We start from the raw sequence: 26,755 nt of genomic DNA on the forward strand, positions 1-26,755 counted from the left end.
AATGGTAAATCAAGAGACTCTCTAATACCAAATTGATAAATGTTTGCTACAAATATCTAGGGTATTTCTTAGGAGTCAGGAGTCAGGAGTCGTATGGGAATAGCTTTAATACCATTTTTTAGGGCTTAAATTATCTTTTTCTCTCAAATATAAATCTACTATAAATTATTTTTATCGCTCTTACTATTCGTAACATTCTTTTTTAAAATTGGTATAATATAGCAAGAAACAGGGAACAGAGAACAGGCAATAGTGGGAAAAATATTTCCCTATTTCAAGCCTCCTTATTGCACAGGTACTGATAACTGAAATGACACACAGTATCAAATTAGGAGTCAGACATCTAATAACAAAAATTATGTAGCAATATTTTATCAAATTGATATATAGCAATCCTAAATCATTTGTGATAATTTTATCAAAATAATTGGGTCTAAAACCCCGCCTTTAAGGCGAAATATTTTTGGAGAGTTGCTCAAATACCCGTTACAAAAATAAGTTCTGACTTCTGACTTCGTTAATGCTTAGGTGTTTCTTCCATACCTGTTCCCTGTTCCCTTTTCCCTGTTACCGAATAATTAATAATTAATAATTAAATAATTCTGGTTTAAAGCCTCCCCTTTTAAGGGAAAAAAAAAGAAAATATTCCTGATATTCAATTCCGTAACGGTTTTAACCAGAGGTAATTATCAATTATCAATTATCCATTATCAATTAATGAACTATTCCCTGTTCCCTGTTCCCTGTTACCTGTTCCCACAACTCAAATAAGATTGATATAAATGGAAAATTTTTTAGATATTTACAATTTTAGTCTCAATAAAAAAGGCGAAGAATTATGTGGCGACCAAGTTAAATTCCGCAAGGCCGAAAATAAAACTATTATCGTTTTGTCTGACGGTTTAGGCAGTGGAGTAAAAGCTAATATTCTAGCCACTTTAACCACAGAAATTTTGATTAATATGTTGAATACTGATGACGTTTCTTTAGAAGATGTAATTGAAACAGTCATCGGTACTTTACCTATTTGTCAAGTTAGAAAAATTGCCTATGCTACCTTTACAGTAATTTCAATTAATCCCAAAAATAATAAATTTCTAGTAATTAACTTTGACAACCCTCCGTTTTATATTTTAAAAAGGTAAATTAGTTCAGTTACAAAACAGAACCGAAAAAATATTAGATAAAAAAATTACTTTCTCTGAAGGTAAGTTAGAAAAAGGCGATTTTTTAGGAGCTATTAGTGACGGAGTTTTATACGCAGGTTTAGGAGTTAGTTTAAATTTTGGTTGGGGTTGGGATAATATTGCTAAACATATCGAAACTTTATTTATCAATCATACTCATACGGCGAGAAATATTGTTCAAAATGTAATTAAAAAAACTCATAATCTCTATGGAGGCAAAATTGGTGATGATGCCTCTTTCGTGGGAATTTATGTGCGAAAGAAAAATCCAGTAATGATATTTACAGGTCCGCCCCTAGATGAAAATAAAGATTTTGAATATGTCGAGAAATTATTAAGTTTTCGTGGTCGGAGAGTTGTTTGTGGTGGAACAACTGGAAATATTGTGGCAAATTTTCTGGGAGAAGTTATTGAAATGGATATTACGACGATGACTAGAGAAATGCCACCAATAGGTAAGTTGAGTGGAATAGATTTAGTGACTGAAGGAATTTTGACTATTTCCAAATGTGCGGAGATTTTGAAAAAGTCTAATTGCGATATTGGCAGGTTACCTTCAGGAAAAAATGGCGCAGTAATGTTGGCAGAAGAAATATTAGAAGCAGATTCAATTTTATTTTTAGTAGGGCAAAAAATTAATGAATTTTATCAAAACCCTTTATTGCCGAAAAATATTTCTATTCGTCGTAATTTAATAGAAGATTTAGTTCAATATTTGCGAGAAAAACAGAAAGAAGTAACTATAGAATATTGTTGAAAGCAGAAGGAAGAAGAAAGAAGGAAGAAGGAAGAAGGAAAAGTCTTACGTTGTCTGAGTTTTAAAATTTTGAACTGTCCTAACCTTTTGGTATAGTCATTCTGAATAAAACTGGAACACTTTTTCAGATGAAACTCTTTTAAGGCAAGAAACCCTTGTCTAAATCTTAACTGGAATGACTATATTACAAATTACCTGATGAACCCGCCCCCACCCCAATTATTTTGATAATACATTTAATTCATTAAAAAGCTGTTTGCCTAGCATTCCGCAGGAAATGCTGACTTCAAAACTTCCCTCGACCGGAAAATACTACTATCAAAAATGTCACTAACTGTACTAAAACAATACTAGGACCAGAAGGTAAATTAAAACTACCAGATACTATCATTCCTAACACCCCACTCATGGCACCAATTATCGCAGAAACTCCTAAAAATGTTACAAATTGATGAGAAATCAACTTAGCTGTTGCTGCTGGAATTACCAAAAAAGCATCCACCAATAAAATACCAACTGCTCTCATAGTCAGAGCGATCGCCAGGGATAAAATAATTATAAATATGTATTTATATCTTTCTACTGGTATCCCCTGAATTTGTGCCAAATCCGAATTTAAAGTTAATAATATTTGTTGTTGTAAAGTCAACCCTAACCAACTCAATGTTACGATTAACAAAACCATCAAAAAAAGTAAATCTAGATTACTAATTGCTAAAATATCACCAAATAATATAGATAATAAATTTCCTCGATACCCAGGTATAAAATTAAACCCAATAGTACCCAATGCAACCGAACTAGCAATTACAATACTTAAAATTGTATCTCCACCTAAATTAGTCTTTTCAATTAAATAATTTATTCCTAATCCAAAGAATACCAAAAAAACAATCAAAGCGATCGTAAGTGGTAACTTTAATAAAACAGCTAATACTACAGCTAAAAAAGCTGTATGACCCAAGGACTCTCCAAATAAAGATAATTGGCGCAAAATAACAAACCCACCAATAATTCCTCCTAAAATTCCTAATAGAATACCCCCTATAATTGCCCGCTGCATAAATGGTAGACTAAATAAATTAATCCATTCTGAAAAATCCATATTTATTAAATACAAGTCAAGTAAATTTATTTATAGAGAAGCTAAAGTTAATAATTATAAATACACAATAAAATATATACAGCATATTCCAAATATATGAAGTACAGATATTAATAATTAAATGTGTGTAGTGCAGGCATCTTGCCCGCGATGAAAATTTTATTGCTTCGGTTCCCCATTCCCTATTCCCTATTACGGAATAATTAAGGCTTAAAGCCTCTCTTTAAAGGAGAAACAAACGGTCGTTAGCACAGCTTTCTCGTAGGGTGGGATGGATGGGTTTCCTAACCATATCCAATCAACCAAGAGAGAAAAAATTTTCATGATTAGTCAATCCTATCCATTTTCAAGGAGAGGTAATTAGGGCTTGCTGATTAAATATAAAAGTATTTATAGATAAAGGTTTTATACCATTTTTATATGAGGTTGCATAGAATGATGAAATTCATTAGACCAATCTATCTCTATCTACGCCTATATCTAGTAAATTATGCTTTAAATATTATTCTATCCAGGTTCATTTCAATTTGGTATTAGTCTTTTTGGAGTCGAAAAAAGTGCCTGGTTTTCAGCTTTTCATGCTCAAAAAGCTAGTATTTTAGTCTCATAGTTGGGCAGAAAAATCATTCTTACAAAACTTAGCTCCTACCTCCTAGCTCCCAATCCTTTTCTCCTATCTCCTGTCTCCTACCCTCACCCATAAGACTTTTTCAGCAAACCCTAATTATTAATTATTAATTATTAATTATTAATTGTTGAACTATTCCCTATTAATGCTGATGAACATATCTAGTCAAACTATCCCCATAAACTTCACTCAAGTTATTTTTATCCAAAGCAACACTAGGTTTACCTTTACAACATAAACGACGATTCATACAAATAACTTGGTCACAATAACGACTCACCATATCTAAATCATGAGAAACTTGCACAATAGAAAAACCTTCTTCTTGATGTAAATTTGCCAGTAATTCAGCAAACTGTATTTCTCCAGTTGGGTCTATACCAGCCATGACTTCATCTAAGATTAATAATTGTCTATTTTGCACCAAACAATATCCCAATAAAACCCGTTTTAACTCCCCACCACTTAAACTTCCTATTCGCTGTTTTGCATGATTTTCTAACTTAACTTGTACCAAAGCTTTTTCTATTGCTATCTGCTTTTCCCGCGACTTAATCAAACCTTGCTGCGGATAACCTAAACTTACTAATTCAGCCACAGTTAAAGGGAAACTCCGGTCAAAAGGTAATTTTTGGGGAATATAACCAATTTTTTGCCAATGTTTTCCTAAATCTTTTATTTGTTTGCCTAGAATTTCTATATAGCCTGATTCATAAGGAATTAAACCCAATATTGCCTGAATTAATGTACTTTTACCTGCACCATTCGGACCAATAATTGCTGTATTACTACCAGGAAATATTTGAAATGACACAGATTCTACTGCTTGATATTTTCCTCTAATTACTGTCAAATTTTGTACATCAACTACTGGTAGATTTTTGTTGATTGCTACTAATTTCACTGGCAAACTTCCTCTAAAGTTTTTATATTATTTCTCATGGCAGTAAAATAATATTCTGGGTCTAACGAACCGCTGATTACTGGGTCTAATTTTTTGATCGGTAATCTAATATCTTTAGCAATCTGTTGCATCCGATTATCATTAAATCCAGTTTCAGCAAGTAAACCTTTTACTTGATATTCTTCGGCTGCTTTTATTACTATTTGAACATCTCTAGGCGTAATATTATCTTCTGGCAATTCCACCACTGCCATTTGTTGTAAATTGTACCGTTGAGCTAAATAAGGATAAGCATCGTGAAAAGCAATAAATTTACATCCTTGAAAAGGTGATAAACGACTTTGAAATTCTTGGTGAAGCTCCTGTAATTTACGAAGATAAATATCAGCATTTGCTCTATAAGTAGCTTCATTAGCAGAGTCAGCTTGAATTAAACCATCGCGAATATTCTTGACTTGTTGTTGCGCTAAAACAGGGTCTAACCAAACATGAGGGTTTCCTTCTTCATGGTGATGACCGTGGTGGTGGTCGTGGTCGTGGTCGTCGTGGTCCTTATCTTCTTCTTCTAGGGGTTCTATATTTTGACTAGCATCAATTTCTTGAAGTTGAGAATTACCCGTAGCATCAACTAATTTCTCTAAAAATTCTTCTAACCCCAACCCATTTTTCACTAATACATCTGCCTCTGCAATACTCCGTGCATTCTCAGGCGTTGCCTGATAATCGTGGGGGTCTGCTCCCGCAGGAATTAAGAGTTCTACTTTTCCACTTTCTCCGGTAACTCCTTTAGTAAACATGTATATAGGCAAGAAAGTTGCTACTATTTTCGTTTCATTTTTATCTTGGGCCACACTAGCAGCACTTCCGAGAGAAACAGCAGTGACCAGTGCTGCTGTTCCTAATAATAAACAGTGAATTCGTCTAATTGTCTTGAGCATTAGTTTACAGGTTATTTTTGATAATGATTATCATTTTCAGAACACATCATACCACAATGGGTAAATATAACAAGTTTAATGGTGATAAATTATACCAATTTAAAAAAATACTTTTACCGTCGAATAGATAGGGTTTGCGCTCAAAAGTCTTATGGGTGAGGGTAGGAGACAGCTATACTGGAGACAGGAGACAGGACAAATGGGAATGAGCGAGGAGGTAGGAGCTAAGTTTTGTCCCTTAATTTTTCTGCCCAACTATGCGCCTAAAATACGCTCCATGCATGAGCATCAACAGCTGAAACAGGGGCACTTTTTTTGACCTCAAAAAGGCACTTATCTTTATATGTCAATGCTTTTAGATTAGATCGTTCAGCAATTAACAATTAACAATTAACAATTAATAATTACCTCTTCTTAAAACGGATAGGATTGACTAAAAGGATTTTTTTGATTCTCTTGGTCGATTGGATATGGCGCAGGTTTCGGAGCCATCCCTCGACCGCTTTATCCTCTTAAAAGGAGAGGGTTCAAGGCGTTAATTGTTGAATGAATAATTATTAACTATCAACTCTTAATTATTAATTATTAATTATTCATTATTCATTATTCAGTAAGCCCTAGTTATAACCCACATTCCGCACTTCAATTTGTAATATCATGTCCGGATAATTAGTTATAAAAAAACTTTCTCCTTCAACTCCAGTTCTTCTTCTTTCTTCCCCTCCTGGGAGGGGTTAGGGGTGGGTTGACTCCTGACTCCTGACTTCCCCTCCCCTCCACGGTCGGGGGAGGGGCGAGGGGTGGGTTGACTCCTGAGGACTCCGTAGTTATTTATTTATCACTGTTCAACCGGACATTATATAACATTAAAAGTAGTATAAAAATCCGTAGCTTGGCAGGTATTTATACTATGCAAATCATCTCAATTACTTTTTTCGTCGATCAAATTCCGAGTAAAAAATTTACGCATAAATACTTGCTATACATGATTACTCAATCACAGCAGCTATGATTTTCTCCAGAATTGCTGTCTCCTGACTCGGTCTTCCTGACTCCTTCCTCTATTGAAGTCAAATAATAAGCTGAAATTACTGTAGAGTAGACTTTTTCAGTACTTAAAATATCACTTCTCACTTTTGACTTTTGACTTTTGACTTTTGACTTTTGACTTCTAACTTACCTTAAGTCTGCAATAGCCATTTGTGCCCTAGCACTAACAGCTAAAGTTGTATCTGTATCAACAATCTCCTCAAACCTGGTCAAAATATCCTCAAGCCATTTTGGATTGCTAATTTCTACAGCTTTGGCAAAGCCATGCAAACCGACTACAGCAGCATAACGCACTACCCATTCTGGGTCTTGGGATACTTGCAGCAGGGTTTGAAAAACACGCTGTTGAGCATCGGAAACTTCTGCTTCTGATAACTTTTCCCAACCAATAAAACCTAAACCTCTAGCTGCACCTCGTCGTACACTAAAAGAAAAGTCATTTACAGCACTATCTAATAATAAATCTAACCCACGCGGATCGCCAATACCTGCTAATGCTCTGATGGCCCAAGCTCTAGCACCATAGTTATAACCATCAAGTTTTTCTAGTAGTGGAAGTACTGACATTTCGCCAAGTAAAACTAACCCATCAACTGCTGCCACTGCTGCACCAGGATTGTTGTACCCTAAAACTGTAATTAATATCGGGATAGCATCTTCTATCTGAGCTGCTGCTAAATCTTTAACTGCATCAATTAAGCCTTGAGAAGAATCTGCTTTTTCCACTGCCCGGATGAGTTGATTGTCAATTATTGAGGGGTGATTATTCATTGTTTAGGGAGTAGGGAAGTAGGAGAATTTCAAAAATTAATAATTAATAATTAATAATTAGGGTTTGCTTTAAAACGGATAAAATTGACTCAAAGGAAAATTTTTCTTTATTATATCATGTCTGGATAATTAGCGATAGAACTCCGTTCCGCTTACGCGACCAAAAAACTTTCTCCTTCTTTTCTTCTTTCTTCCCTCCTCAATTCTGTTTGCAGAGCATTCCGTAGGAAATTCTGAGTAGTTTATTTATAACTGTTTAATTGGACATGATATTATCCCCTTAAAAGGGGAGGCTTTCAAGCACAATTTTTCAGTAAAAATATGAACAATATAAACTAATTAATATTTTCAGGATTTACGCAAATTGACTTTTAAGCCACCATTTGTAGGGGCGAATGGTATTTGCCCTCCCCATAAGTAGAGTCTCTGAGTAAGTCCTGATTTTATAAAAGCGAATCCATTAGAGTCATTACTTCAATAGCCTCATCTGATAATAATAGTTGAGATTCTACTTTTGACTTTTGACTCTCTTGGTGCGCATTCCCTCTCTTGGTCGGCGTTCCCTTGCGACTGGCGTCGTCGCGGGTTCCGACCGCTTGCGTCTGACGCCGACGCGGGGTCGCACCGCTTTTAACTTTTGAATTTATTGTAATAGCCTCATCTGATAATAATAGTTGAGATTCTACCTTTGATTTTTGACTCTCTTGGTGCGCATTCCCTCTCTTGGTCGGCGTTCCCTTGCGACTGGCGTCGTCGCGGGTTCCGACCGCTTGCGTCTGACGCCGACGCGGGGTCGCACCGCTTTTAACTTTTGAATTTATTGTAAGGTGATGTTCCAAAAGTCCTTTAAGCGCAATTAATTTCATACTATTTTCGGCTAAAGTTTCTGATATTGCCTTAGCTGCAGGTAAATAGCCGATCGCTGCTAAATCTAATAGTGCAGAGCGTCGTAACTGTAAGTTATCACCCTCTAATGCTTGAGTCAAATATTCTCCATATACTGCCTCTCCTGTAAGTTGATATAGGGACCTAGCAGCAGCATATTGTACTTTTTCTGCCGGATGTTCGATAAAAGGTTTAATTAAAGGAATTGCTGATTGAGCTTGAAGTGTTCCTAAAGCTTCAATAACGTCTTCGTAGGGTTGAACAAGATGAGGCTTACCTGGAACTAATACAGCAGCTCCAACCCCTCCATCTAAGAGTTTGATTAATGCAGAAATGCAGCTAGGGTCTCCTAGCATTTCTAATGCTTCTGCTGCTGCTTCTCGCACATAGTAGTCTGAACATTCCAAACATTTAATCAAAGCTGGTACAGCTTTTTTGTCTTCTAACTTACCCAAAGCTCTAGCTGCGTTGCGTCTGAGAGGATACCCACCGTCTTCTGTTCGGTCAGAGTCATCTTCTAGAGCTGAAATTAAGCCTTCTACCGCAGCAGGTATATTTACTCGAAATCTTCCCAACCACCAAGCAGCATAATATCTTTTACCTAATTCTTCATGCTGGAGATTGGCGATCGCCTCTTCCACAGTAAGAGACTCACCATTTTCTGATACTTCTTCTGATGGTAATTCTAAATATTGCTGCTCCATCTTTAAATATACAAGCTTTCCTTCTTTTTTCTTCCCAAAAAATACTGATAACTGATAACGCAGTTCCGACCACAGGAGGCTAACTGTTAACTGATAACTGAAAAAACGATGCCTGGAAAGATAAACAGATACTAACGACAGGCCAGCACCTGTATACCCCTCCAGGCTACGTTGAATATTAGCTCAAAGCTATTGATTAAGTGAACATTAATTTCACTTTCATCATTTAGTTACTGTGACAACTACTAGCTGAGAGCGTTGATAGCGTAATCAATATAGTTGTTAGCTTCAGTTGCACCTTGACCACTGATTCCGTGGTTAGCTTTGATATACTTTAAAGCTTCAATGTACCAGCTAGGAGATAACTCGAAAGTGCTATTGATTTCATCGATACCTGCAATAAGTATCTCATCCATAGGACCTGTACCACCTGCAATCAGACAGTATGTTACCATCCGGAGATAGTAGCCAATGTCACGGGAACACTTAGCCTTTCCTACAGGAGTAGAAGCATAGTTAGGTCCCTGCATGGTAGTAGTGTAAGGGAACTTGTTGTATACTGCTTGAGCAGCTCCATCAATCAAGGTTTGAGATTTTTCAGTCAGAACTTTAGCAGCATCTAAGCAAGCAGCAGCACGTCCGAAACGACCAAAGGCAGAGTTAATTTCTGTGTTACTTAGAAAGCGGCCTTGAGAATCAGCAGCAGTTACTGCTTCAGTTAGAGGAGTTTTCATGTTTGAGGTACTTCCCTTATTATTGTGAGTACAATTTTTGGTACAATTTTAAAAGATGTAGAGATGCTCAAGTGCATCCTTACAAAAAAAGTTTTTTACAGTTTTTTTAGGCAACTGCTGCTGCAGCACGGTCGAAGTAGCCACCAATCTCAGAAATTAGAGAGGAGCAATCTCCTGGAGTAATACCATTAGGATCGTTAGCCATAGCAATAGCTGCTTCTTTCATTTTCTGCACGCCTACTGCTACAGAAGCACCAGGAGTTCCTAGAGCTAAGTAAGTTTCACGGAGACCATTGAGGCAACGGTCATCTAGTACACTTGCATCACCAGAGAAAATAGCATAGGTTACATAACGTAGGATAATTTCCATGTCACGCAAACAAGCAGCCATGCGACGACTTGTATAAGCATTTCCACCAGGAGCAATCAACTGAGGCTGATCTACAAATAGAGAACGAGCTGCATTAGCAACAATAGTAGAAGCGTTGCTAGTAATACGGTTAACTGCATCTAAACGCTTATTGCTATCTGCAACCATTGCTTTTAGAGCGTCAATTTGGCTAGGTTTCAGAAATTCACCCCTGGCATCTGCCTGGGAAACTACTTTTGTAAAAGCATCAAACATCAATTAATTCTCCTAATTTGATTTTTTTTAGTTGCTTTTCGATGCTATGGGTATTTTTTTAGTTTTTTCAGGCTAGCTGCCCATGGCTAGAAAAGTAAAATTGGACTGTTTGAGAATCCTGAGAAAATCTTACACTGTTTATGAGAGGCTTTTCAAGCTTATCAATCAATGTTTTTATTGATTTTCTCTTATCTTTATAACCCTTCAGATACTCTTTATACAATGCTGTTGTGTTTTTATTTATTACAAATTATTAACAAAATTCTCTACAGATGGAAAATTAAACAGGATTTAAGGCCAACTGTCTTTCTAGGTCAAATAGAAAGCCATGAATATATTCTTCTGTCCATTCAGGGCCATAAAATCTGGTAAACATTCCCCTCGCTGGATCTTTTTCGGCTCGATATCTCAGATAACGTAGTTGTGCCTCCTTGATTTCTGCTAATTTCTCTATATTGGTAATAGGTTGTGCTTGCTTTACAAAAATTAAATAAGCTTGCAAGTAATCTTTGAAGGCTTCAAACACTCTTGTCTCGACTAATTCAGTTTTTTGAGGACGAGTCCAAAGAAAAGCTGGAGAAAAGAAGGGGGTTGCTTCTTCAGGAAAATCTCCTCCCCAAGGCAAATGCTGCTGATGTGTTTGGAAGGTATCCCATATTGGTTGAGTATACTTTTCTTGATACTGAGGGTCATCCCGAAATAAGGGCTGCATATCTAGGGCAATTAGATGTCCCCCTGGTAGGGTGACAAGGTCAGCTCCAAAAAATGGCAAATCATAATTAAGGTGTGGAAATATTACAAAATTTAACACTTGCAGGGCACTGCCACCTTGAACATGAGCTGCTCTAATTTGTCTAAGCTTGGGACTACAATAGGCGTAACTTGTTGTATCTACTTCTTGTTCTTTTTTACCCTTGCCAGTTACAGCAACTTTATGTTCAAATCCAGAGGGTATGGGATAAGGTTTTAGTTCTAGTTCTTGCTTGAGCTGAGTTAGAGCATAATCTAGAAAAGGTTGATACAAATTCACTATATTTTCAGTTGGTGTCATTACCTTCATATTTCAGCAATTTATCTACAAAAACTTAGCTCACACCCCCCTGGATGTATTAGAAGGGTGCGAGTCAAATTTTAACTGAATAGTTAAAAAATTGGCGTTGGTGAAGCGCGTGTATGATATTAATCTCTTAATTATTTAGGAGTCAGGAGAGAAGAAAGAAGAAGAAAGAGTAGTAGAAGGAGAGAGTTTTTTGTTCGCGCTCTTATCCGGACAAGATATCATACCTCTTTTCACCAACGCCAAAAAATTATCGGAATTATCGGGTTGCATTGGGAACAGCTAATGGTACAGCATCTTCAAACAAGAATTCGTAGAGAAATTTTTCTGACCATTCATGGCCAAAATAACTGCTAAATAATCCTGACGCTGGGTCGCGGTCTGCACTATATTGATCGTAATCTTTTTGGGCTTTAATTATCTTTTGAATATCTTCTGTTCGATCAAGAATTTCTGCTTTATCTAACATTTCCCAATACAAGTTAATGTATTTTTTATAAGCTTCAAAAAATGTAGTTTTCACTGTCTCTGCATCTGTTTTAGCAAACAGTAAATACTTGGAAAATATTGGTTGGCATCATAAAATTTCATTTCTAATTTTTGAGCCAAGTCATTATATTTTTCTCGCAACGGTCCCATTGGTTCTATATATTTTTCTAAATAAGATTCTTCTTGAAATAAAGGTTGAAAATCTAATACTATTAAGATTTTACTTTTACCAAAAGATAATAGGTCAATTCCTAACAGTGGAATGTCATAGTAGTAACTGGGATAAATAACACTATTAAATACCTGAGCTGAAGCTCCTGCATCAATATAGGTATAACGTATTTTTCTTAGTTGAGGACACTCATAACACCAACTTTGGATAGTGGCTTGATTCTTCCCTCGATTACTAACGTTTGCTTCTAAACCAGCAGGAATTGGTCTACTGCTTAAGTCAAATCTACTGAATAGCTCTTTTTCTAAGTATTCTAAGAATGGCCTGTACATTGATAGTTATGGTAAAATATTAAATCACTCTACAGAATAATTGATGGCCATTACCTGAGTCTCATTTCTTATAAACAAAGCAATAATCCTTCATAAAGTCAGGAGTCAGGAGTCAGGAGTCAGGAGTCAGGAGTCAGGAGGAAATAAAGAAGAAGAAAGAGGAGCAGGAGGAGAAGGAGAAAGTTTTTTTATCACTAATTATCTGGACATGATATTACACACCAACAGTAACTCTGCAGTAAGGAAGCTTGACATCAGGAATATTATTTTTTTATATCCTTAAAAGGGAAAGCTTTAGACCAGAATATTTCGGTAATGTTTTCTCTGATAAATTTCTCCTTGTTCCCTGTTCCCTAATTTTTTTGTGGGTCTTTAAAGATAAATTAAATCAGAGATATTATACCATTTTGAAAAAGAATGTTATGAATAATAAGTGCAATATAAAGACTTTAGAGAAGATGTCTTTTTGACAAAAAAATAGAATTTCCGACCTAAAAACTGGTATTGAAGTCATTAATTATGACTCCTGACTCCTGACTCCTAATAAATAGCCTAACTATTTGTAGCAAACAGTTATCAAATTGGTATTAGCACTTTAATTATCAAAAATAAAACTGATTTAATAGTTATTTTTGACCAATTTCTGATGGTACTTGTTGCCAAAGTAAACGATATAGTTGTATTGGTTCGTCTTTTCCTTTAACCATGACTGGTGGAACTTTTTCTAAGGGAAATTGATGCTCTTTTAGTTTTTCTTGTGTAGTTTGACTAATCATGATTTCGTCAGCTTTTGCTTCACTACATATTCGGCTAGTAACATTAGTTGTATCGCCAATAGCCGCGTATTGAATTAATTTTTCTGAACCAATATTTCCGGCTGCTACTTTACCAGAATTAATTCCTATGTGGATAGCAATTGGTTCTTGATGACGTTTTTCTCTCTGCTTATTTAAACTAAGAACAGCCCACTGCATATCAATTGCTGCTTTGATCGCTTTTTCTACATCATTAGCAGTTTGATAAGGAGCGCCCCAAATAGCAAATAAAGCATCTCCAATATATTTTTCCAGAGTTCCTTCATACCTAAAAACAATGTCTTCTACCATAATTTTAAAATATTCATTCAACATAGATATTATTTGACGTGGCTCCATTGTTGAAGACATTTTTGTAAAGCCACTAATATCAGAAAATAAAGCGGTTACTTCTGTATCAATTATTTCTAATTTTTCTGTTTCTTTAAGTTTTCTAGCTACACTTGTAGGAAAGAAACGCTCTAATTTATTTCGGATAATTGCTTCTACTTGTATCTTATTATAAAGTTGAGTATTCTCTATAGCGATCGCTGCTTGATTAGCTAAACCTGTCATAAATTCGACATCTTCATCAGAATAAACATTTGATAATGATAAATTATCGGCATATAATACTCCGATTATTTTATCTCTAGGTTTAAGGGGTATACAAACTGCTCCATGAATTGATTGAGAAACAATTGATTCTGGATTATCAAAGCGCCGATCTAGACAAGCATTTGTGGTTAAAAAAATTGTCCCTTTTTCTATGGCAAAGTTAGTAATATTTTTGCTATAAAATGAACCTTTAGTATTAATTCCGGCTTTTCCTTTTACAGCTTTTTGTTCAAGTTCTCCCGTTATTTCATTCACTAAAAGAATCACAGCTCGATCTACTTTGATAATCTGAAATAGCAACTCAAGAATTTTTTCTAGTAATATTTCTGGTTCAGTGGGAGAAGAAAGCTGTTTGCTGACTTCCAGCAAAATTTTTAATTTGTCTACTGCTTGGAGATTACTATTTTTTTCCTTCAGTTTAAGCACTGAGAATGAATCATATTGTTGCTGGTCTAATAGTTCATTTAATTCAGTTGAAGTAAACTCTTGTGAGTATTGCTTAAAAATATTTGTCGGACCTATATCTTCTGCTTGAATAGAATTAGTAACAAACTTAAAAATTGCATTGCCACAATGAATTAAATCTCCTTCTTTGAGTATACAACTATCAATTTTGATTCCATTAACAAAGGTACCATTACTACTATTTTGATCGACAATATTCACGCTATCTTGAGAAATTATAACTTGTGCATGATGACGAGAAACACTTGTTTCGTGGGTAATAGCAATAATATTATCTCTTTCTCTACCAATAGTAATTTCACCCGTGAGTAATTCATATACTTTTTCATTGCCAGTATCTGGAGTATATATGAAATATGGCATTTACTGTATCTCCTAAGTAGTATGATTAATTAAATATATAGCAGTCCTCGACACAGTTATGCAGAAAATATCTGAGAATTAGAAAATACTTTAACTGAGGCAAGAGTTTCAAATTTTTTATTTATATTAAGTAATACCAATTCTCTATGAAGCTGCGCTTAATATCAATTAACAATATATAATAGTCGAAGAAAATCATAGAGCGATCGCTCTAATAAATACTCTATGAAGTTGCCCTTAATATGGCTTCTATTAGATCATCCCATTTAGTCAAAGATGCCAAAGCTAACTCGTCAGTTTTCAGGAGAATTTCTGAAACTTTTTGCTGTAATTGTTGAAGATTTTGGCAATTTTCCCACTGTAATATCATTTTGAAAAAAGAATGTGTTCGAATAATAAGCACCATAAAAAGACCTTGTATAAAACCCACATTCCGCACCACAAAATGTAGTATAGAATCAGGAGTCAGAACTCAGAACTCAGGAGACAGCAATTCTGGAGAAAATCATAGCTGCTGTGATTGAGTAATCAATCAAGCAAGTATTTATGCGTAAATTATTTACTCGGAATTTGATCGACGAAAAAAGTAATTGAGATGATTTGCATAGTATTAATACCTACCAAGCTACGGATTTTTATGCTACTTTTGATGTTGCAAATTGAAGTGCGAAATGTGGGTATAAGTTTTTCATTATTATTTTAAATTACTAAATTTACGGAAATCGCATTAATATTAAAACCCTATGGAAAAAACCAGTATTTGAGCTTCTCAAAAATACTGGTTTTTTATTTTAAAATTCGGTAAATATGGCAAAAATTATTTCATAAATGAATAGACTACACCATTCATATCACTATCTAGAGGATCGCCTAAAGCACTAAATTTCCAAAGTCCATTATCTCGATAAACTGCTCCCATTAACATTGATATTTTGCCCTGATAAGCACCATTACCAGATAATGTGTGTTTTGCTATTTCTATTCCTTTATTATCAACAGCTCGAACAAAAGCATTTTCTACCATTCCAAATTGTTGTTTTCTTTCTTTTGCTTGATAAATACTTACCGCTAGGATAATTTTTTGGTATTTTTCAGGAATAGAATTAAGTTTCAAAATTATTTGCTCATCATCTCCATCTCCTTCTCCAGTCAGATTATCTCCTGAATGAATAACTGTCTTATCTTTAGATTCTAAATGACCATAATAAATTACATCTTCTTTATAGTTTTTGAGCTTGTCATTTTCTGCTAATAAAATGGCATAACCATCAAGGTCAAAATCCGATCTATTACTGAATAAACCAGCTAAACCACTTGCAGATTTAGCAACATCCCATCCTAGACCCATTGTTAGTCGTGATAGATCATATTCACTTTTATCAAGTACAATTTTTTGTCCTTTTTCCAACTTAATAGTCATATATTTCCTACCCTTTATAAAGTCTGAAAATTTTCAATTTAGTTAATCTGATTTTTGCTTAAGCAATGAACCGTCATTTCAGTTATCAGTTATCAGTTAACAATTATCAGTACCTCTCTCTGCCTGTTTGCGCAGCATGACCTAGGAAAGTCAGAGGTTTGAAAGATTGAACTTTCTTTTCTCTTATTCAATCCTCTTCCTAAAAGGAAGAGGTAATTATCAATTATCAATTATCCATTATCAATTATCCATTATTGAACACTACCAATATTTAAACTTTAATTTTCCAAGTTTTGGATTTTAGCTATAGCTGAACCAAAATTGAAAATAATCTCTATAGTTATTAGTAAACATATTTCTCGACAAAAGTTTGTAAACCTGCGTTATATCCTGTTCCCACAGCTTGAAATCTCCATTCATCATTTTTTTTATAGAGACGACCAAATTCTATTGCAGTTTCTCTCGAAAATTCCTCTTCTAATTCATACTTAGTTATTTCCTCTTGAGTCTCCAAATTGTAAATTCTAATAAACGAGTTTTTAACTTGCCCAAAGTTCTGTCTTCTTTTTTCTGCATCGTGGATAGTCACAACAAAAAGTAGTTCTTGAATACTAGAATTAACATTAGTTAAATCTACTTCTATTGTTTCATCATCCCCTTCCCCTTCTCCAGTTCTGTTATCTCCCCAATGCTTTACAGAACCATCTGGAGATTTTAAATTATTATAGAAAACAAAGTATTCATCCTCTGGAATTTTTCCATTATCTCCTAAAATAAATACAGAAGCATCTAAGTCAAATTCTACACCTGTATCAGTAGGATTAACATCCCAACCTAAACCAATACCTACTTTTGCTAGACCTGGTGCATCTTTAGAAAGATTAATTCTGTGACCTTTGCTAAGTTTAACAGACATTTATTACCCTCTTTATATGACTAAACAATTTCAAAAATTCATTAAGGTGATAATTGATATTTTTCAGGGTCAGAATAATTTATAGATGTACAGTTGAGAAAACAACATGAAAATTAGAAAAGCAACATAAATTAATTTGTATCCTTGAGCAAGACACCTTTTTTATCGAAGTTTTTGTCTTGTAGTTGCAAGGATTATCAAATAGTCAAATAGTAAAAAATATTCTGACCTTGATTAATAAATTAATCTAGTCTCTCTAAATTATGTGGCATAAAGTCAAGATATATCATTTATTTATTCTGCCTCCTGACTCCTACTCTCTATCTTTAACTTTGATGATTTTTTGAATTAACTTAGAGAAGTGTTTATTGATTTGCCTCTCAATTGTTTGAGCAGATTTTACTGCCTAGAATTACAACTATAATCCAGGGCTGTTTCATTCTAAACTGTGCCATTTTATCTATTGACTAAACCACGTTATTTCAAGCTTTAGGAAATTTATCTTTCGCTGTCTGAAAATAAATAAATTCATTGCCAAAATCTAGAATGAAATGACCATCACTATAATCTTTCCCTACTTTTATAGGAGCGGAATATTTTTTAACCCATGAATAACTTCATCCAAGAATAAACTACAGATTGGAGATTTTGAATTACAGAAAAATTAATCTCTAACCCAAAATACTAATTCAAAATTTACTGTTATAGCAGAAGGAAGAAATAAGAAAGAAAAATCTTGCGTTGTCTGAGTTTTAAATTTTTGATATTTCCGCATCCTTTCCTTCCACTGCTATACCAAATAATTAAGGTTTAAAGCCTATCCCGATCAAGGAGAAAAAAAACAAAAAATCTTTTTAGTCAATCCTCTTCGTTTTAAGGAATTGTTAATTGTTAAGTAATACCAATTCCCAAAAGTATTGCTATACTTGATCCGTACTTCAGTTGTCAACAGATCGGTACAAGCAAAATCACTTTGCATGCTAATTTCAGCTAAGTTAATGTGAATTATTCTTATGTTTGCTTCTCCCCCACTCCACCACTTCCCTACTCTCCTACTTAACAAAATGTAGAAAAGTTTTTGAGAAATGGTATAAGCATTTCCTGCGGAATGCTGCGCAAACAGCTATTAGCATTTCCTAGGTCATGCTCCGCAAACAGATGCATGAACGTACAGGACTTACTAAGTTTTCCTAGTAATCTTTTTCTTTTCTGCGGAATGCCACATAAACATAATTTTGAATTCTCTTTCTCAGATAATAAGTTGATAACTGGTAGCTGAAGTCCGCAGTTACGACCATAGGAGGTTAGCTGATAGCTGACTGCTGAATGCTTACATTGTTAAACAGTTTATTACTTAACAATTAAGCATATTTCTGTACAAAGTTTTCTAAGCCAGAGTTATAACCTTCTCCAACAGCTTGAAATTTCCATTCACCACTTTTTTTATACAATTTACCGAACTCTATAGCTGTTTCTCTCGAAAAATCTTCTTCCAATTCATATTTAGTTATTTCTTGCTGAGTTTCTCCGTCATAAATTCTGATATAAGAATTTCTTACTTGTCCGAAATTTTGTCTTCTTTTGTCAGCTTCATATATAGTTACAACAAAAACAATTTCTTCAATGGCAGAATCAACTTTTGATAAATCTACAGTGACAGTCTCATCATCTCCTTCTCCTTTTCCTGTGCGGCTATCTCCCATAGATTCAACTGCACCATCAGCAGATTTGAGGCTATTATAAAAGACAAAATATTTCTCTTGAGGAATTTTGCCATTTGCTCCTAACATAAATACAGAAACATCAAGGTCAAAATCTGAACCTGTATCTGAAACATTTACATCCCATCCTAAACCTGCTATGGCTGTTTTCATTCCAGGCGCTTCTTTAGATAGACTAATTCTTTCGCCTTTACTAAGATTAATACTCATATTACTTCCTCAATTTATTTACTATTTTCAACTACAACTAACACAGTTACAATTACGAAAAACTTGAAAAATTAGATTTTTGAATATGACTAAACTTTTCCAGATTCTTTCATAAAAAATCCTGTTTATATAGTCTTCTCAAATGATTTATAAATCTATAATTTTCTTGTTTTTGACAAAAAAATTTGTACTCCCTGTTCCCTTTTGTCAACTATTTAGTGTTTACCGAAAAATTGTGGTTGAAAGCCTCCTCTTTTAAGAGAATAAAAAGCGGTAGTTATGCGAAGCATAACTACGTTAACGGCTGTCGCCGACATAAAAAGCGAAGCTTCCCGAAGGGTCGGATGGCGAGGAAACCTCGCCATATCCAATCGACCAAGAGAAGAAAAATTTTCATGATTAGTCAATCCTATCCGTTTTAAAGGAGAGGTAATTCTTAATTCTAAATTCTTAATTCTAAATTCTTGAATTCCCAGATAAAAATGCTATCTATTATTATCTATTATATAGATTAACTATGCCCCTTTTGACAATTGATTCAAAATTTGTTTTTGATACTCATCTTCTGTCATTAAATCCTGGGTACTCTCCACACGATCTAAAAATACTATACCTTCTAGATGGTCGTATTCATGTTGGAAAATTTTAGCAACAAAATCTGTTAATTCTTGTCTTTGTAGTTGTCCTTCTCGATTAGTATACTCGACTTCTATAACTCTATATCTTGGTACTAAACCTCTAATTCCTGGCACACTTAAACAACCTTCCCAACCCTTAACCATATCTTCTGAATGAGAAATTATTTTAGGGTTAATCATCGCTACTGGCTCCATTTTTGGGGCATTCGGATATCTGAGATTGGGTCTCGATGCAACTATAAATAAGCGATCGCTACTTGAAACTTGTGGAGCAGCAATTCCCACACCATTTGTTTCAATTACAGTAGCAATTAAATTATCGATTAGCTCCTGTAAATTCTTATCCCAAATATTATTAATAGGTTGAGCTTGACATCGTAATATCTCATTGCCTAACTGAGCTATTTCTAATATTGCCATAATTTTTTCCTCTGCAAAATTTACTTTTAGCAGTTTGTCAGTGAATTAATTATATAGCAATCCTATTTTATTCGTGTCAAAAATCTTGCCTTTTTTTGGGAACGGGGAATGGGTTTCGGAGTTTATTTATAGTTTTTGATTTGTTACAACCTCTGCGTGGATTGCTATATAAATATTATACAAATTTATTTGGTAATACTAAATCCAGTTTATAGAGTATCATAATTTTGCAGATATTTTATCTTATATCCTAATCTATAAAGTATTTTTGATAGCCAGATTTTGAATCAGATAATAAAACAACATATTTTTATCTTTATAGCAGAAGGAAGAAGAAAGAAGGAAGAAGGAAAAATATTATTTTGTCTGATTTTTCAGCTTTTGATCTCTCCTAATCTTTCCTTCCACTGCTATACCTTAATTGCACTACAAACTACTTCAATTTCATGAAAAAAAACAAAATAGGGAATCAATAATTTTTCTTAACTCTTATACCAATCCACTTAAAAATGTCACAAATAGTTAGTAACTAATTAAGTGAAAAATAAGCTCAAATCACTGTTAAATAGAGATTTAAAGTTACTAAAATCTCACTTCTGACTTCTGAATTATGACTTTAGTGAAACGGTATTAGTACTCCCTATTTTTTATTGTTCCAGCCTCTGAAAGGAAAATAAAAAAAGCAATAGTGGGGATTTCAATTATCCCAATCTATTCAATTAATTAATTCCAAAAATTGATTGTTTGAGAATACATCAAACCCAAATATTTATTCCTTATTTCTTCAACCTTAATAAAATTAAAAGCGTTTCCGTTCCGGAATGCTCCGCTTGCCAGATACCATCATCTATGCACAAATTTTTAGGCTGATAGCTGTTAACGTAGTTCCTCCGCAGGAGGCTAGCTAATAGCTGATAGCTAATTAAATAATTATCCTCTTAACCGAGATGGTAAATTACCAGTCCGTACCTGAAAACTCAAATTTTGACCATTACGATTAACTTCCAATTCCAACAAACTACCCACCGTTTTATTCTGAACAATTTGTTGTACATTTTCAGATTCAGTAATAGCTTGATTGTCAATTCTTTGAATTATATCTCCTGGTTGTAAACCACTTCTATCCGCAGGAGATCCAGGCACAACCTGCATAACTAATACCCCTTGGTCGCTGAATAACTGAATATTTGTACTTAAATTTCGGTTGAGTTCTTGTCTAAGTTCCGGCGTCAGAGTTTGCATCGCAATACCCAAATAAGCGTGTTCTGCTTTACCCCCCTTAATTAATTGTTGAGCAATTTGTTGAGCATTATTAATAGGAATTGCAAATCCTAAGCCTTGAGCGCCATCAATAATAGCTGTATTAATCCCAACCACCTCACCATTTTGATTAAGTAGAGGGCCACCAGAATTACCAGGATTAATCGCAGCATCCGTCTGAATAAATCCTACTCGCTTATCTGGGACACCCACATCACTACTAGAACGGCCTGTAGCACTAATAATACCAACTGTTACAGAATTATCTAGACCTAGGGGGTTGCCAATAGCGATCGCCCATTCTCCAGGTTGGAGATTATTTGAATCTCCCACAGTTACGGTAGGGAGGTTATTAGCATCAATTTGAATCACAGCTACATCAGTTACAGAATCTGTGCCCAAAACTCTACCTTGTAAGCGACGGCCATCTTTCAGGACAACTTCTACAGTAGTTGAACCTTCCACAACATGAGCATTAGTGAGAATTTTACCATCAGAACTAATGATAAAACCAGAGCCAGTACCTTGCTCAACAGGTCCAGAACGGGATCTAGGACGTTCATAACCATAAAAATCTTCTGGTATTCCTCGACCAAACATATTAGGTCGTTGACTGAATGTTCGAGAAGCATTAATCCTAACTACTGCCGGGCCCACTTTCTGGACTGCATCTACAATAAAGTTACCATTAGAAATAGGAGCCCTAACTGGTAACCAATTAGACTTTTCTGAGTTAGAAGTACCATAATTATTAGAAGATGATTGAACTATCTGTGTTGAATTTTGCGAAGAGCTAGTGGTCTGTGGGAATACCAGACGTTGGCCCAACAATGCTCCTCCAGCTCCTGCCAGTATTAATAAATAGGTTAAAGGTTGTTGCCAAAATACTTTGTCTGTTGTTCTTTTCATTGTCATTTGTTGATATTTGTAATTGGTTCGTCTCTTAAGAATCAATAATCAGGGTTTAGCTTCCTGATAATAAGTTTTCTTTAATTTTTCCTACAATACCTCTGGGGTTTATTACTTATTTTTTACTTGTGAATGTTTACATGAGATAGCGATATGTTAAATTTAACACTGATCGAAAATGATGTCCGGTTATTTAGAGTTAGTGATTTTACACCCGTAACAGGGAACAGGGAACAGTAGGAAAAACATTTCCCTGTAAATACCATTATCAGTTTGTGTCCGCGCCCTATCTATCTATTGGACGTTGCACAGTGACGAATGATTTTAGAACTTTGATTGAATTGGATTAAGGGTATTGCTGATTTTGAGTATGATTTTTCTTTAATGGGGATAATGCTCCGCATCGCTATCGAGAACCCCTAACTATTAACTGAAAAGGATTTTAGATTTTGCCAAATTTATATTTCATAGCTTTATTCAGCAACACATAAGGAAAAAGAGAAATAAAGGTTAAATACTTACAATATCTGCGAGGTATAAAATTTCATAATTAAGGCTTAAAACACAGATTAAGCTCTAACTACCTTGGCGTAAATAGGGTTATAAAAATTCAACGTTCAACTTTCAATGAGTTAATTTTTATCAAATAATCATCATATCTACTTGTGCCAAATTAATTTAATGTAGGAAGTTGGGAAGAAAAATATAACTGTATACTTGAGCAATATATCTAAGAAATATAAAAATGATTTTGTCTACTTATTTAGCCCGGTCATTTCAGTTATCAGTTATAAGTACCTACCGCTAAAACTAGAGGCTTGAAATGCTGAAATTTATCTTTTTTTATCTCCTTAAAAGGGGAGGCTTGAGACCTTATTCTTTGGTCATTAAATATGCAATTAATTTTCCATGACTACTTAACTAAGTTACATATAAATTAATATACTATTATCCCTCTATTGATCTTTAGTATATTTACTATCCCTAAAAAAATATCCGGTTGTTTTTCAACAAATCAGTTTCATATTATTTCTGCATACACCTATGATTTATTTAATGGTTGCTTATTAATAAAAAAATGATGACCAGATATAAATTTAACCCTAAAATTTTATTCAAAAAGTTTGATTCAAAATTAATTTTTTCCTGACTTCTGATGAGTTATGAACAATCTGAATGATTATCAAGTATTCCTGTAGAAACAGTAATATTAGTCCATCTAACCCTTTTAATCTCAAGAGATAAACTGTAAAAATAACTACTTGTTTACCACTATAAAATTGCTATAAATTTAATTTAAAATTACCAATAAAAAAGCCTTTAATCGATGTAAATATTTCGGGTTTCTACATATAAATGAAGTTTTTTTGCAAAATTTATGAGAAACCCGACAAGTGACATACTCTCACACTAAGGTGGCGCTATAGTGTAAGCTCTCTCGTTTCGCAGTCCCGTTACTCCGTCTGACTCCACGAGCTTTAAAGACGGAATGCCCTACCGCCCTATTTTTGATATTTATCGCTGCATTCCAGTCGCGGTCTATTACAATACCGCAATGCGGACAAGAATGAGTTCGTATGTTTAATTCTTTAGGGACTTTTTCACCACAATTTGAGCAATCTTGGCTAGTATTTTTGGGGTTCACTGCTATAGTTTCCACCTCCAACATTTCCGGCTTTGACAGTTAAAATAGACAGGAATTGTACCCCGATCCAGCATCGTTAATTGATTTACTCAAACGAGTCAATGCTTGCCCTTTAATGTTTAAGTTTGCCTCCGGCACGCCGCTCCGCGTCTGGGCGATAACTTCAGATGAGTGATAACAATTCATTGGCTGTTTTAAAGTGAAAATCTTTACGTTTATCAGCCATTTTTTTATGTTGTTTCGCTACAGCTTTAACAGTTTTTAGCCACCTTTTGCTGCCTTTTTTATTTCGAGATAAACGTTTCTGTAAGGTCTTTAATCGCTGCTGAGATTTTCGATATTTATGAGGGATAGGGACTGATTCTCCTTCACTTGTTACTAAAAATTCCTTTAGACCCCATATCAATTCCCAGAGTATTTTTTAATGTAGGTTCAACATTCAATTGTTAAAGCTGGAACTGATTTGTCTTCTAGGGATAAAGTCACATAATAACCATCAGCTTTACGACTAATAGTCACTGTTTTAATTCTGAAAACCATCTGGTAATGGACGATGTTGAATTAACTTTACCTTTCCTATTTTGGGCAAATTAATTTGATTTTCTTCAATGCAGTCTTGCTTGATTTGAGGATAAGTAAAACTGCGATAACGTCCAATTCCATTAAACCTTGGTTTTCCTAATTTATGTCCATTTTTGTCTGCTTTAAACCATCTATCAAAGGCAAGTTTTACCCGTTTTATGCAATCTTGCAAAACCTGAGAATGAATTAGTTTGTACTCAGGAAACTTGTCTTTGGTATTAACCAAATCTCGTTTTTGAGAGTAATAATCTGGAATTTCTCTGAGTTGAGGAATTGGCATGCACCTTGGGGCAAGCGTTAACTGGGCAACGGTTTTCTTCCCACCATGAGAACCTTTCACCTAACCGATAGTTGTACTGCCGACGCAACAATTCTAACCACATTTCTATTGTGGCTAACTGTTCTTTATTTGGCCTTAATTTATATTGGTAGGCAGTGCCCATGGTGGAAAATTTCCGGGATTATTGCCAGACAATAATACAAGTTTTTCAACTAGGGCGAAAGCTTCTGCTGGGATAGCATGCAAATTGAATGGGCATCGAACCCATTCAATCGGCCACCGATTCATCTGGTCGCCAAATCAAAGATTATGGCGTAAGGCTTCTCGGCGATTCAGCTAAAATTTGACAGTATAGCTTGAGGATAAACTAAGTCAATAATTTAATTAATTAATCTTCAGCAAAAATGTAGCGATAAAGTTCATCTGCTCCAGGTTCTGGACTACCTGTACCAAACTCAACTGCTTCAGCAATCAAATTTTCAATCTTTTGATCAATTGCTTTTAACTCTGCAACATCCGCCAAATTATTCTCTGTCAGATAAGCTATAAATTTCTCGATCGGGTCACGAGAAAACCAATATTCTTTTTCTTCCTTATCCCTTAATTCATCAGGGTCAGCCAAAGAATGTCCTCGGAATCGATAAGTTAAAGCTTCAATTAAAGTAGGTCCTTCACCAGCACGAGCTCTGGCAACAGCCTCTTGAGCAGCAGAATGTACTGCCAATACATCCATACCATCAACCTCCACACCTACCATACCAAAAGCATGAGCTTTCTTATAAATCTCAGGTTCAGAAGTAGCCCGTTCGTGAGCCATTCCAATTGCCCACTTATTATTCTCCACTACATAAATAATTGGTAATTTCCACAACGTGGCCATATTAAGACATTCAAAAAATTGGCCATTATTACAAGCTCCATCTCCAAAGAAACAGGCCGTCACTTGGTCAGCAGCTTCATCCCCCATAGTTTCCCGACGATATTTACTCTGAAAAGCTGCCCCAGTAGCGACAGGAATACCTTCAGCAACAAAAGCATAACCTCCTAATAAATTATGCTCGGCCGAGAACATATGCATTGACCCACCACGACCTTTAGAACAACCTGTAGCTTTACCAAACAATTCAGCCATAACTTCCCGTGCTGGTACACCAGCACTTAACGCATGAACATGGTCTCTATAAGTGCTGCAAACAAAATCTTCATCTTGGCGCATAGCTTTAATCACACCAGAAGAAACTGCTTCTTGTCCATTATAAAGATGAACAAAACCAAACATCTTACCTCGATAATACATTTCAGCACACTTATCTTCAAACAAGCGCCCTAAAACCATATCTTCATATAGTATTAATCCTTCTTCTTTAGTAATTTTTATACTATTGGTATCAAAAAGTAGGTAATGTACGTTCTTGGATCATTTTATTTATCCTCAGCTAGTATTTTTAGTAATAAATCTTACTGTTACAACGTAAGCATTTCCTGCGGAATGCTGCCCAAACAGCTATTAACTGTCAGCTATCAGCAAAAGAAGAGGGTTTTAATGAGTATAGACTGTTTCAGCCAGCTTTGATAGTAAAATTTAATTCTGACTCAATTAGTAAAGCTTTGATCTCAAACTAAAAGCAATAGCTGATTGCTGATTGCTGACTGCTGAATGCTTACGTTACAACTTAAAAGTTTAGTCAAAGGCTCCAATGAATTTATATTGAGCAGTTTATAGGAGAATTATGTACTATAACAAACAAATGTCACTAGCTTTTTACCGGTAAAGTGCTATGGAGCTTGAAAGACCTTTGCCTTAGAAGAAGATATAATATGTTTGTTTTAACAGAATGTCGGGAAGAATTCTCTCATCCTCTAAAGGTTAGGGATGAATGCCCTACAAATAGATAAACTGCGTAGCATCCAATAAACGATTTTATCTCAACGTTGGTTGAAGACCCGCGCTCTCCCGAAGGGGAGCGTCGTATGGGAAAACCAATCAATTTTGCGGCCCATGCCAATAGTGTGTTAGTCTTAAGTAAGGCTGCTGGGCTAGCAGTGTCAGTCTGTGGAGCGACCGTAAGACCAGAAGAGGTTGGGCCTCGGAGGCAGGTGCTACGTTAGCGCAGCTCCTCTGTCAAGAAGGAAGCAGAAAGTCCTGAACCGCGAGGTTTAAGAATCCCGCGCTGTC

Annotated in this window: 21 protein-coding genes and 3 pseudogenes; 3 read left to right on the plus strand and 21 right to left on the minus strand. The window is 35.0% G+C overall.

The window, feature by feature from the left end:
* The first annotated feature begins 782 nt into the window (after positions 1 to 782).
* Entirely contained in the window at positions 783 to 1,145 is a 363-nt protein-coding gene (locus tag SAGCYANO_RS46410; RefSeq protein WP_237397012.1) for a SpoIIE family protein phosphatase, read from the plus strand.
* 316 nt (positions 1,146 to 1,461) lie between these two features.
* Positions 1,462 to 1,944: a hypothetical protein gene (locus SAGCYANO_RS46415; RefSeq protein ID WP_237397013.1), complete on the plus strand. Its 483-nt coding sequence runs from the start codon at positions 1,462 to 1,464 to the stop codon at positions 1,942 to 1,944.
* Between the two features lie 286 nt (positions 1,945 to 2,230).
* Here the strand turns inward: SAGCYANO_RS46415 and SAGCYANO_RS35815 are convergent, their stop codons facing one another.
* The 21 genes and pseudogenes from SAGCYANO_RS35815 to pdhA all read right to left on the minus strand — a co-directional run bounded on the left by SAGCYANO_RS35815 (position 2,231) and on the right by pdhA (position 26,000).
* Positions 2,231 to 3,049: a metal ABC transporter permease gene (locus SAGCYANO_RS35815; RefSeq protein ID WP_202224394.1), complete on the minus strand. Its 819-nt coding sequence runs from the start codon at positions 3,047 to 3,049 to the stop codon at positions 2,231 to 2,233.
* A 770-nt stretch (positions 3,050 to 3,819) separates the two neighbouring features.
* On the minus strand, positions 3,820 to 4,581 hold the full coding sequence (locus SAGCYANO_RS35820; protein WP_202224395.1) for a metal ABC transporter ATP-binding protein: 762 nt from the start codon (positions 4,579 to 4,581) through the stop codon (positions 3,820 to 3,822).
* A complete protein-coding gene (locus tag SAGCYANO_RS35825; protein ID WP_202224396.1) occupies positions 4,578 to 5,519 on the minus strand; it encodes a metal ABC transporter solute-binding protein, Zn/Mn family in 942 nt (313 codons plus the stop codon). Before SAGCYANO_RS35825 ends, SAGCYANO_RS35820 begins: the two co-directional genes overlap by 4 nt.
* 1,176 nt (positions 5,520 to 6,695) lie before the next feature.
* On the minus strand, positions 6,696 to 7,340 hold the full coding sequence (locus SAGCYANO_RS35830) for a HEAT repeat domain-containing protein (protein WP_202224397.1): 645 nt from the start codon (positions 7,338 to 7,340) through the stop codon (positions 6,696 to 6,698).
* Positions 7,341 to 8,161: 821 nt separating this feature from the next.
* Positions 8,162 to 8,929: pseudogene (locus SAGCYANO_RS35835) on the minus strand (HEAT repeat domain-containing protein); the annotation flags it as partial.
* Between the two features lie 245 nt (positions 8,930 to 9,174).
* Positions 9,175 to 9,663 carry a phycocyanin subunit alpha gene (gene cpcA / locus SAGCYANO_RS35840; RefSeq protein WP_202224398.1) on the minus strand — a complete coding sequence of 163 codons (489 nt, stop codon included), beginning with the start codon at positions 9,661 to 9,663 and terminating at the stop codon, positions 9,175 to 9,177.
* Between the two features lie 106 nt (positions 9,664 to 9,769).
* The gene (locus SAGCYANO_RS35845; RefSeq protein WP_202224399.1) at positions 9,770 to 10,288 is read right to left on the minus strand and encodes a phycocyanin subunit beta; all 519 of its coding nucleotides are present in this window, start codon (positions 10,286 to 10,288) and stop codon (positions 9,770 to 9,772) included.
* A gap of 280 nt (positions 10,289 to 10,568) precedes the next feature.
* Positions 10,569 to 11,339, minus strand: a complete 771-nt coding sequence (locus tag SAGCYANO_RS35850; protein WP_202224400.1) for a phycoerythrobilin:ferredoxin oxidoreductase — start codon at positions 11,337 to 11,339, stop codon at positions 10,569 to 10,571.
* 265 nt (positions 11,340 to 11,604) lie between these two features.
* Positions 11,605 to 12,338: pseudogene (locus SAGCYANO_RS50965) on the minus strand (15,16-dihydrobiliverdin:ferredoxin oxidoreductase).
* A gap of 626 nt (positions 12,339 to 12,964) precedes the next feature.
* Positions 12,965 to 14,578 (minus strand): adenylate/guanylate cyclase domain-containing protein, encoded by a 1,614-nt coding sequence (locus tag SAGCYANO_RS35860; protein ID WP_202224401.1) that lies wholly within the window; start codon positions 14,576 to 14,578, stop codon positions 12,965 to 12,967.
* Between the two features lie 223 nt (positions 14,579 to 14,801).
* Positions 14,802 to 14,948, minus strand: coding sequence for a hypothetical protein (locus SAGCYANO_RS35865; protein ID WP_202224402.1), 147 nt, complete (start codon positions 14,946 to 14,948; stop codon positions 14,802 to 14,804).
* 447 nt (positions 14,949 to 15,395) lie between these two features.
* The gene (locus tag SAGCYANO_RS35870) at positions 15,396 to 15,998 is read right to left on the minus strand and encodes a TerD family protein (protein ID WP_202224403.1); all 603 of its coding nucleotides are present in this window, start codon (positions 15,996 to 15,998) and stop codon (positions 15,396 to 15,398) included.
* A 343-nt stretch (positions 15,999 to 16,341) separates the two neighbouring features.
* Positions 16,342 to 16,914 (minus strand): TerD family protein, encoded by a 573-nt coding sequence (locus tag SAGCYANO_RS35875; RefSeq protein ID WP_202224404.1) that lies wholly within the window; start codon positions 16,912 to 16,914, stop codon positions 16,342 to 16,344.
* A gap of 1,361 nt (positions 16,915 to 18,275) precedes the next feature.
* Entirely contained in the window at positions 18,276 to 18,845 is a 570-nt protein-coding gene (locus SAGCYANO_RS35880) for a TerD family protein (protein ID WP_202224405.1), read from the minus strand.
* Positions 18,846 to 19,360: 515 nt separating this feature from the next.
* A complete protein-coding gene (gene def / locus SAGCYANO_RS35885) occupies positions 19,361 to 19,903 on the minus strand; it encodes a peptide deformylase (protein ID WP_375340052.1) in 543 nt (180 codons plus the stop codon).
* 930 nt (positions 19,904 to 20,833) lie between these two features.
* A complete protein-coding gene (locus tag SAGCYANO_RS35890; protein WP_202224411.1) occupies positions 20,834 to 22,072 on the minus strand; it encodes an HhoA/HhoB/HtrA family serine endopeptidase in 1,239 nt (412 codons plus the stop codon).
* 1,405 nt (positions 22,073 to 23,477) lie between these two features.
* Positions 23,478 to 23,732: a transposase gene (locus SAGCYANO_RS46430; protein WP_237397016.1), complete on the minus strand. Its 255-nt coding sequence runs from the start codon at positions 23,730 to 23,732 to the stop codon at positions 23,478 to 23,480.
* A 148-nt stretch (positions 23,733 to 23,880) separates the two neighbouring features.
* Entirely contained in the window at positions 23,881 to 24,123 is a 243-nt protein-coding gene (locus tag SAGCYANO_RS35900) for a transposase (RefSeq protein ID WP_202224406.1), read from the minus strand.
* 117 nt (positions 24,124 to 24,240) lie between these two features.
* Entirely contained in the window at positions 24,241 to 24,579 is a 339-nt protein-coding gene (locus SAGCYANO_RS35905; protein WP_202224407.1) for a hypothetical protein, read from the minus strand.
* Entirely contained in the window at positions 24,518 to 24,742 is a 225-nt protein-coding gene (locus SAGCYANO_RS35910; protein ID WP_202224408.1) for a helix-turn-helix domain-containing protein, read from the minus strand. Before SAGCYANO_RS35910 ends, SAGCYANO_RS35905 begins: the two co-directional genes overlap by 62 nt.
* Before the next feature lie 225 nt (positions 24,743 to 24,967).
* Positions 24,968 to 26,000 (minus strand): annotated as a pseudogene (gene pdhA / locus SAGCYANO_RS35915) (pyruvate dehydrogenase (acetyl-transferring) E1 component subunit alpha).
* 550 nt (positions 26,001 to 26,550) lie between these two features.
* Between pdhA and SAGCYANO_RS35920 the strand changes: the two are divergent.
* Positions 26,551 to 26,688: a hypothetical protein gene (locus SAGCYANO_RS35920; RefSeq protein WP_237397017.1), complete on the plus strand. Its 138-nt coding sequence runs from the start codon at positions 26,551 to 26,553 to the stop codon at positions 26,686 to 26,688.
* The last annotated feature ends 67 nt before the right edge of the window (positions 26,689 to 26,755 follow it).

Source organism: Okeania sp. KiyG1 (assembly GCF_014132355.1).
Taxonomy (GTDB): Bacteria; Cyanobacteriota; Cyanobacteriia; order Cyanobacteriales; family Microcoleaceae; genus Okeania.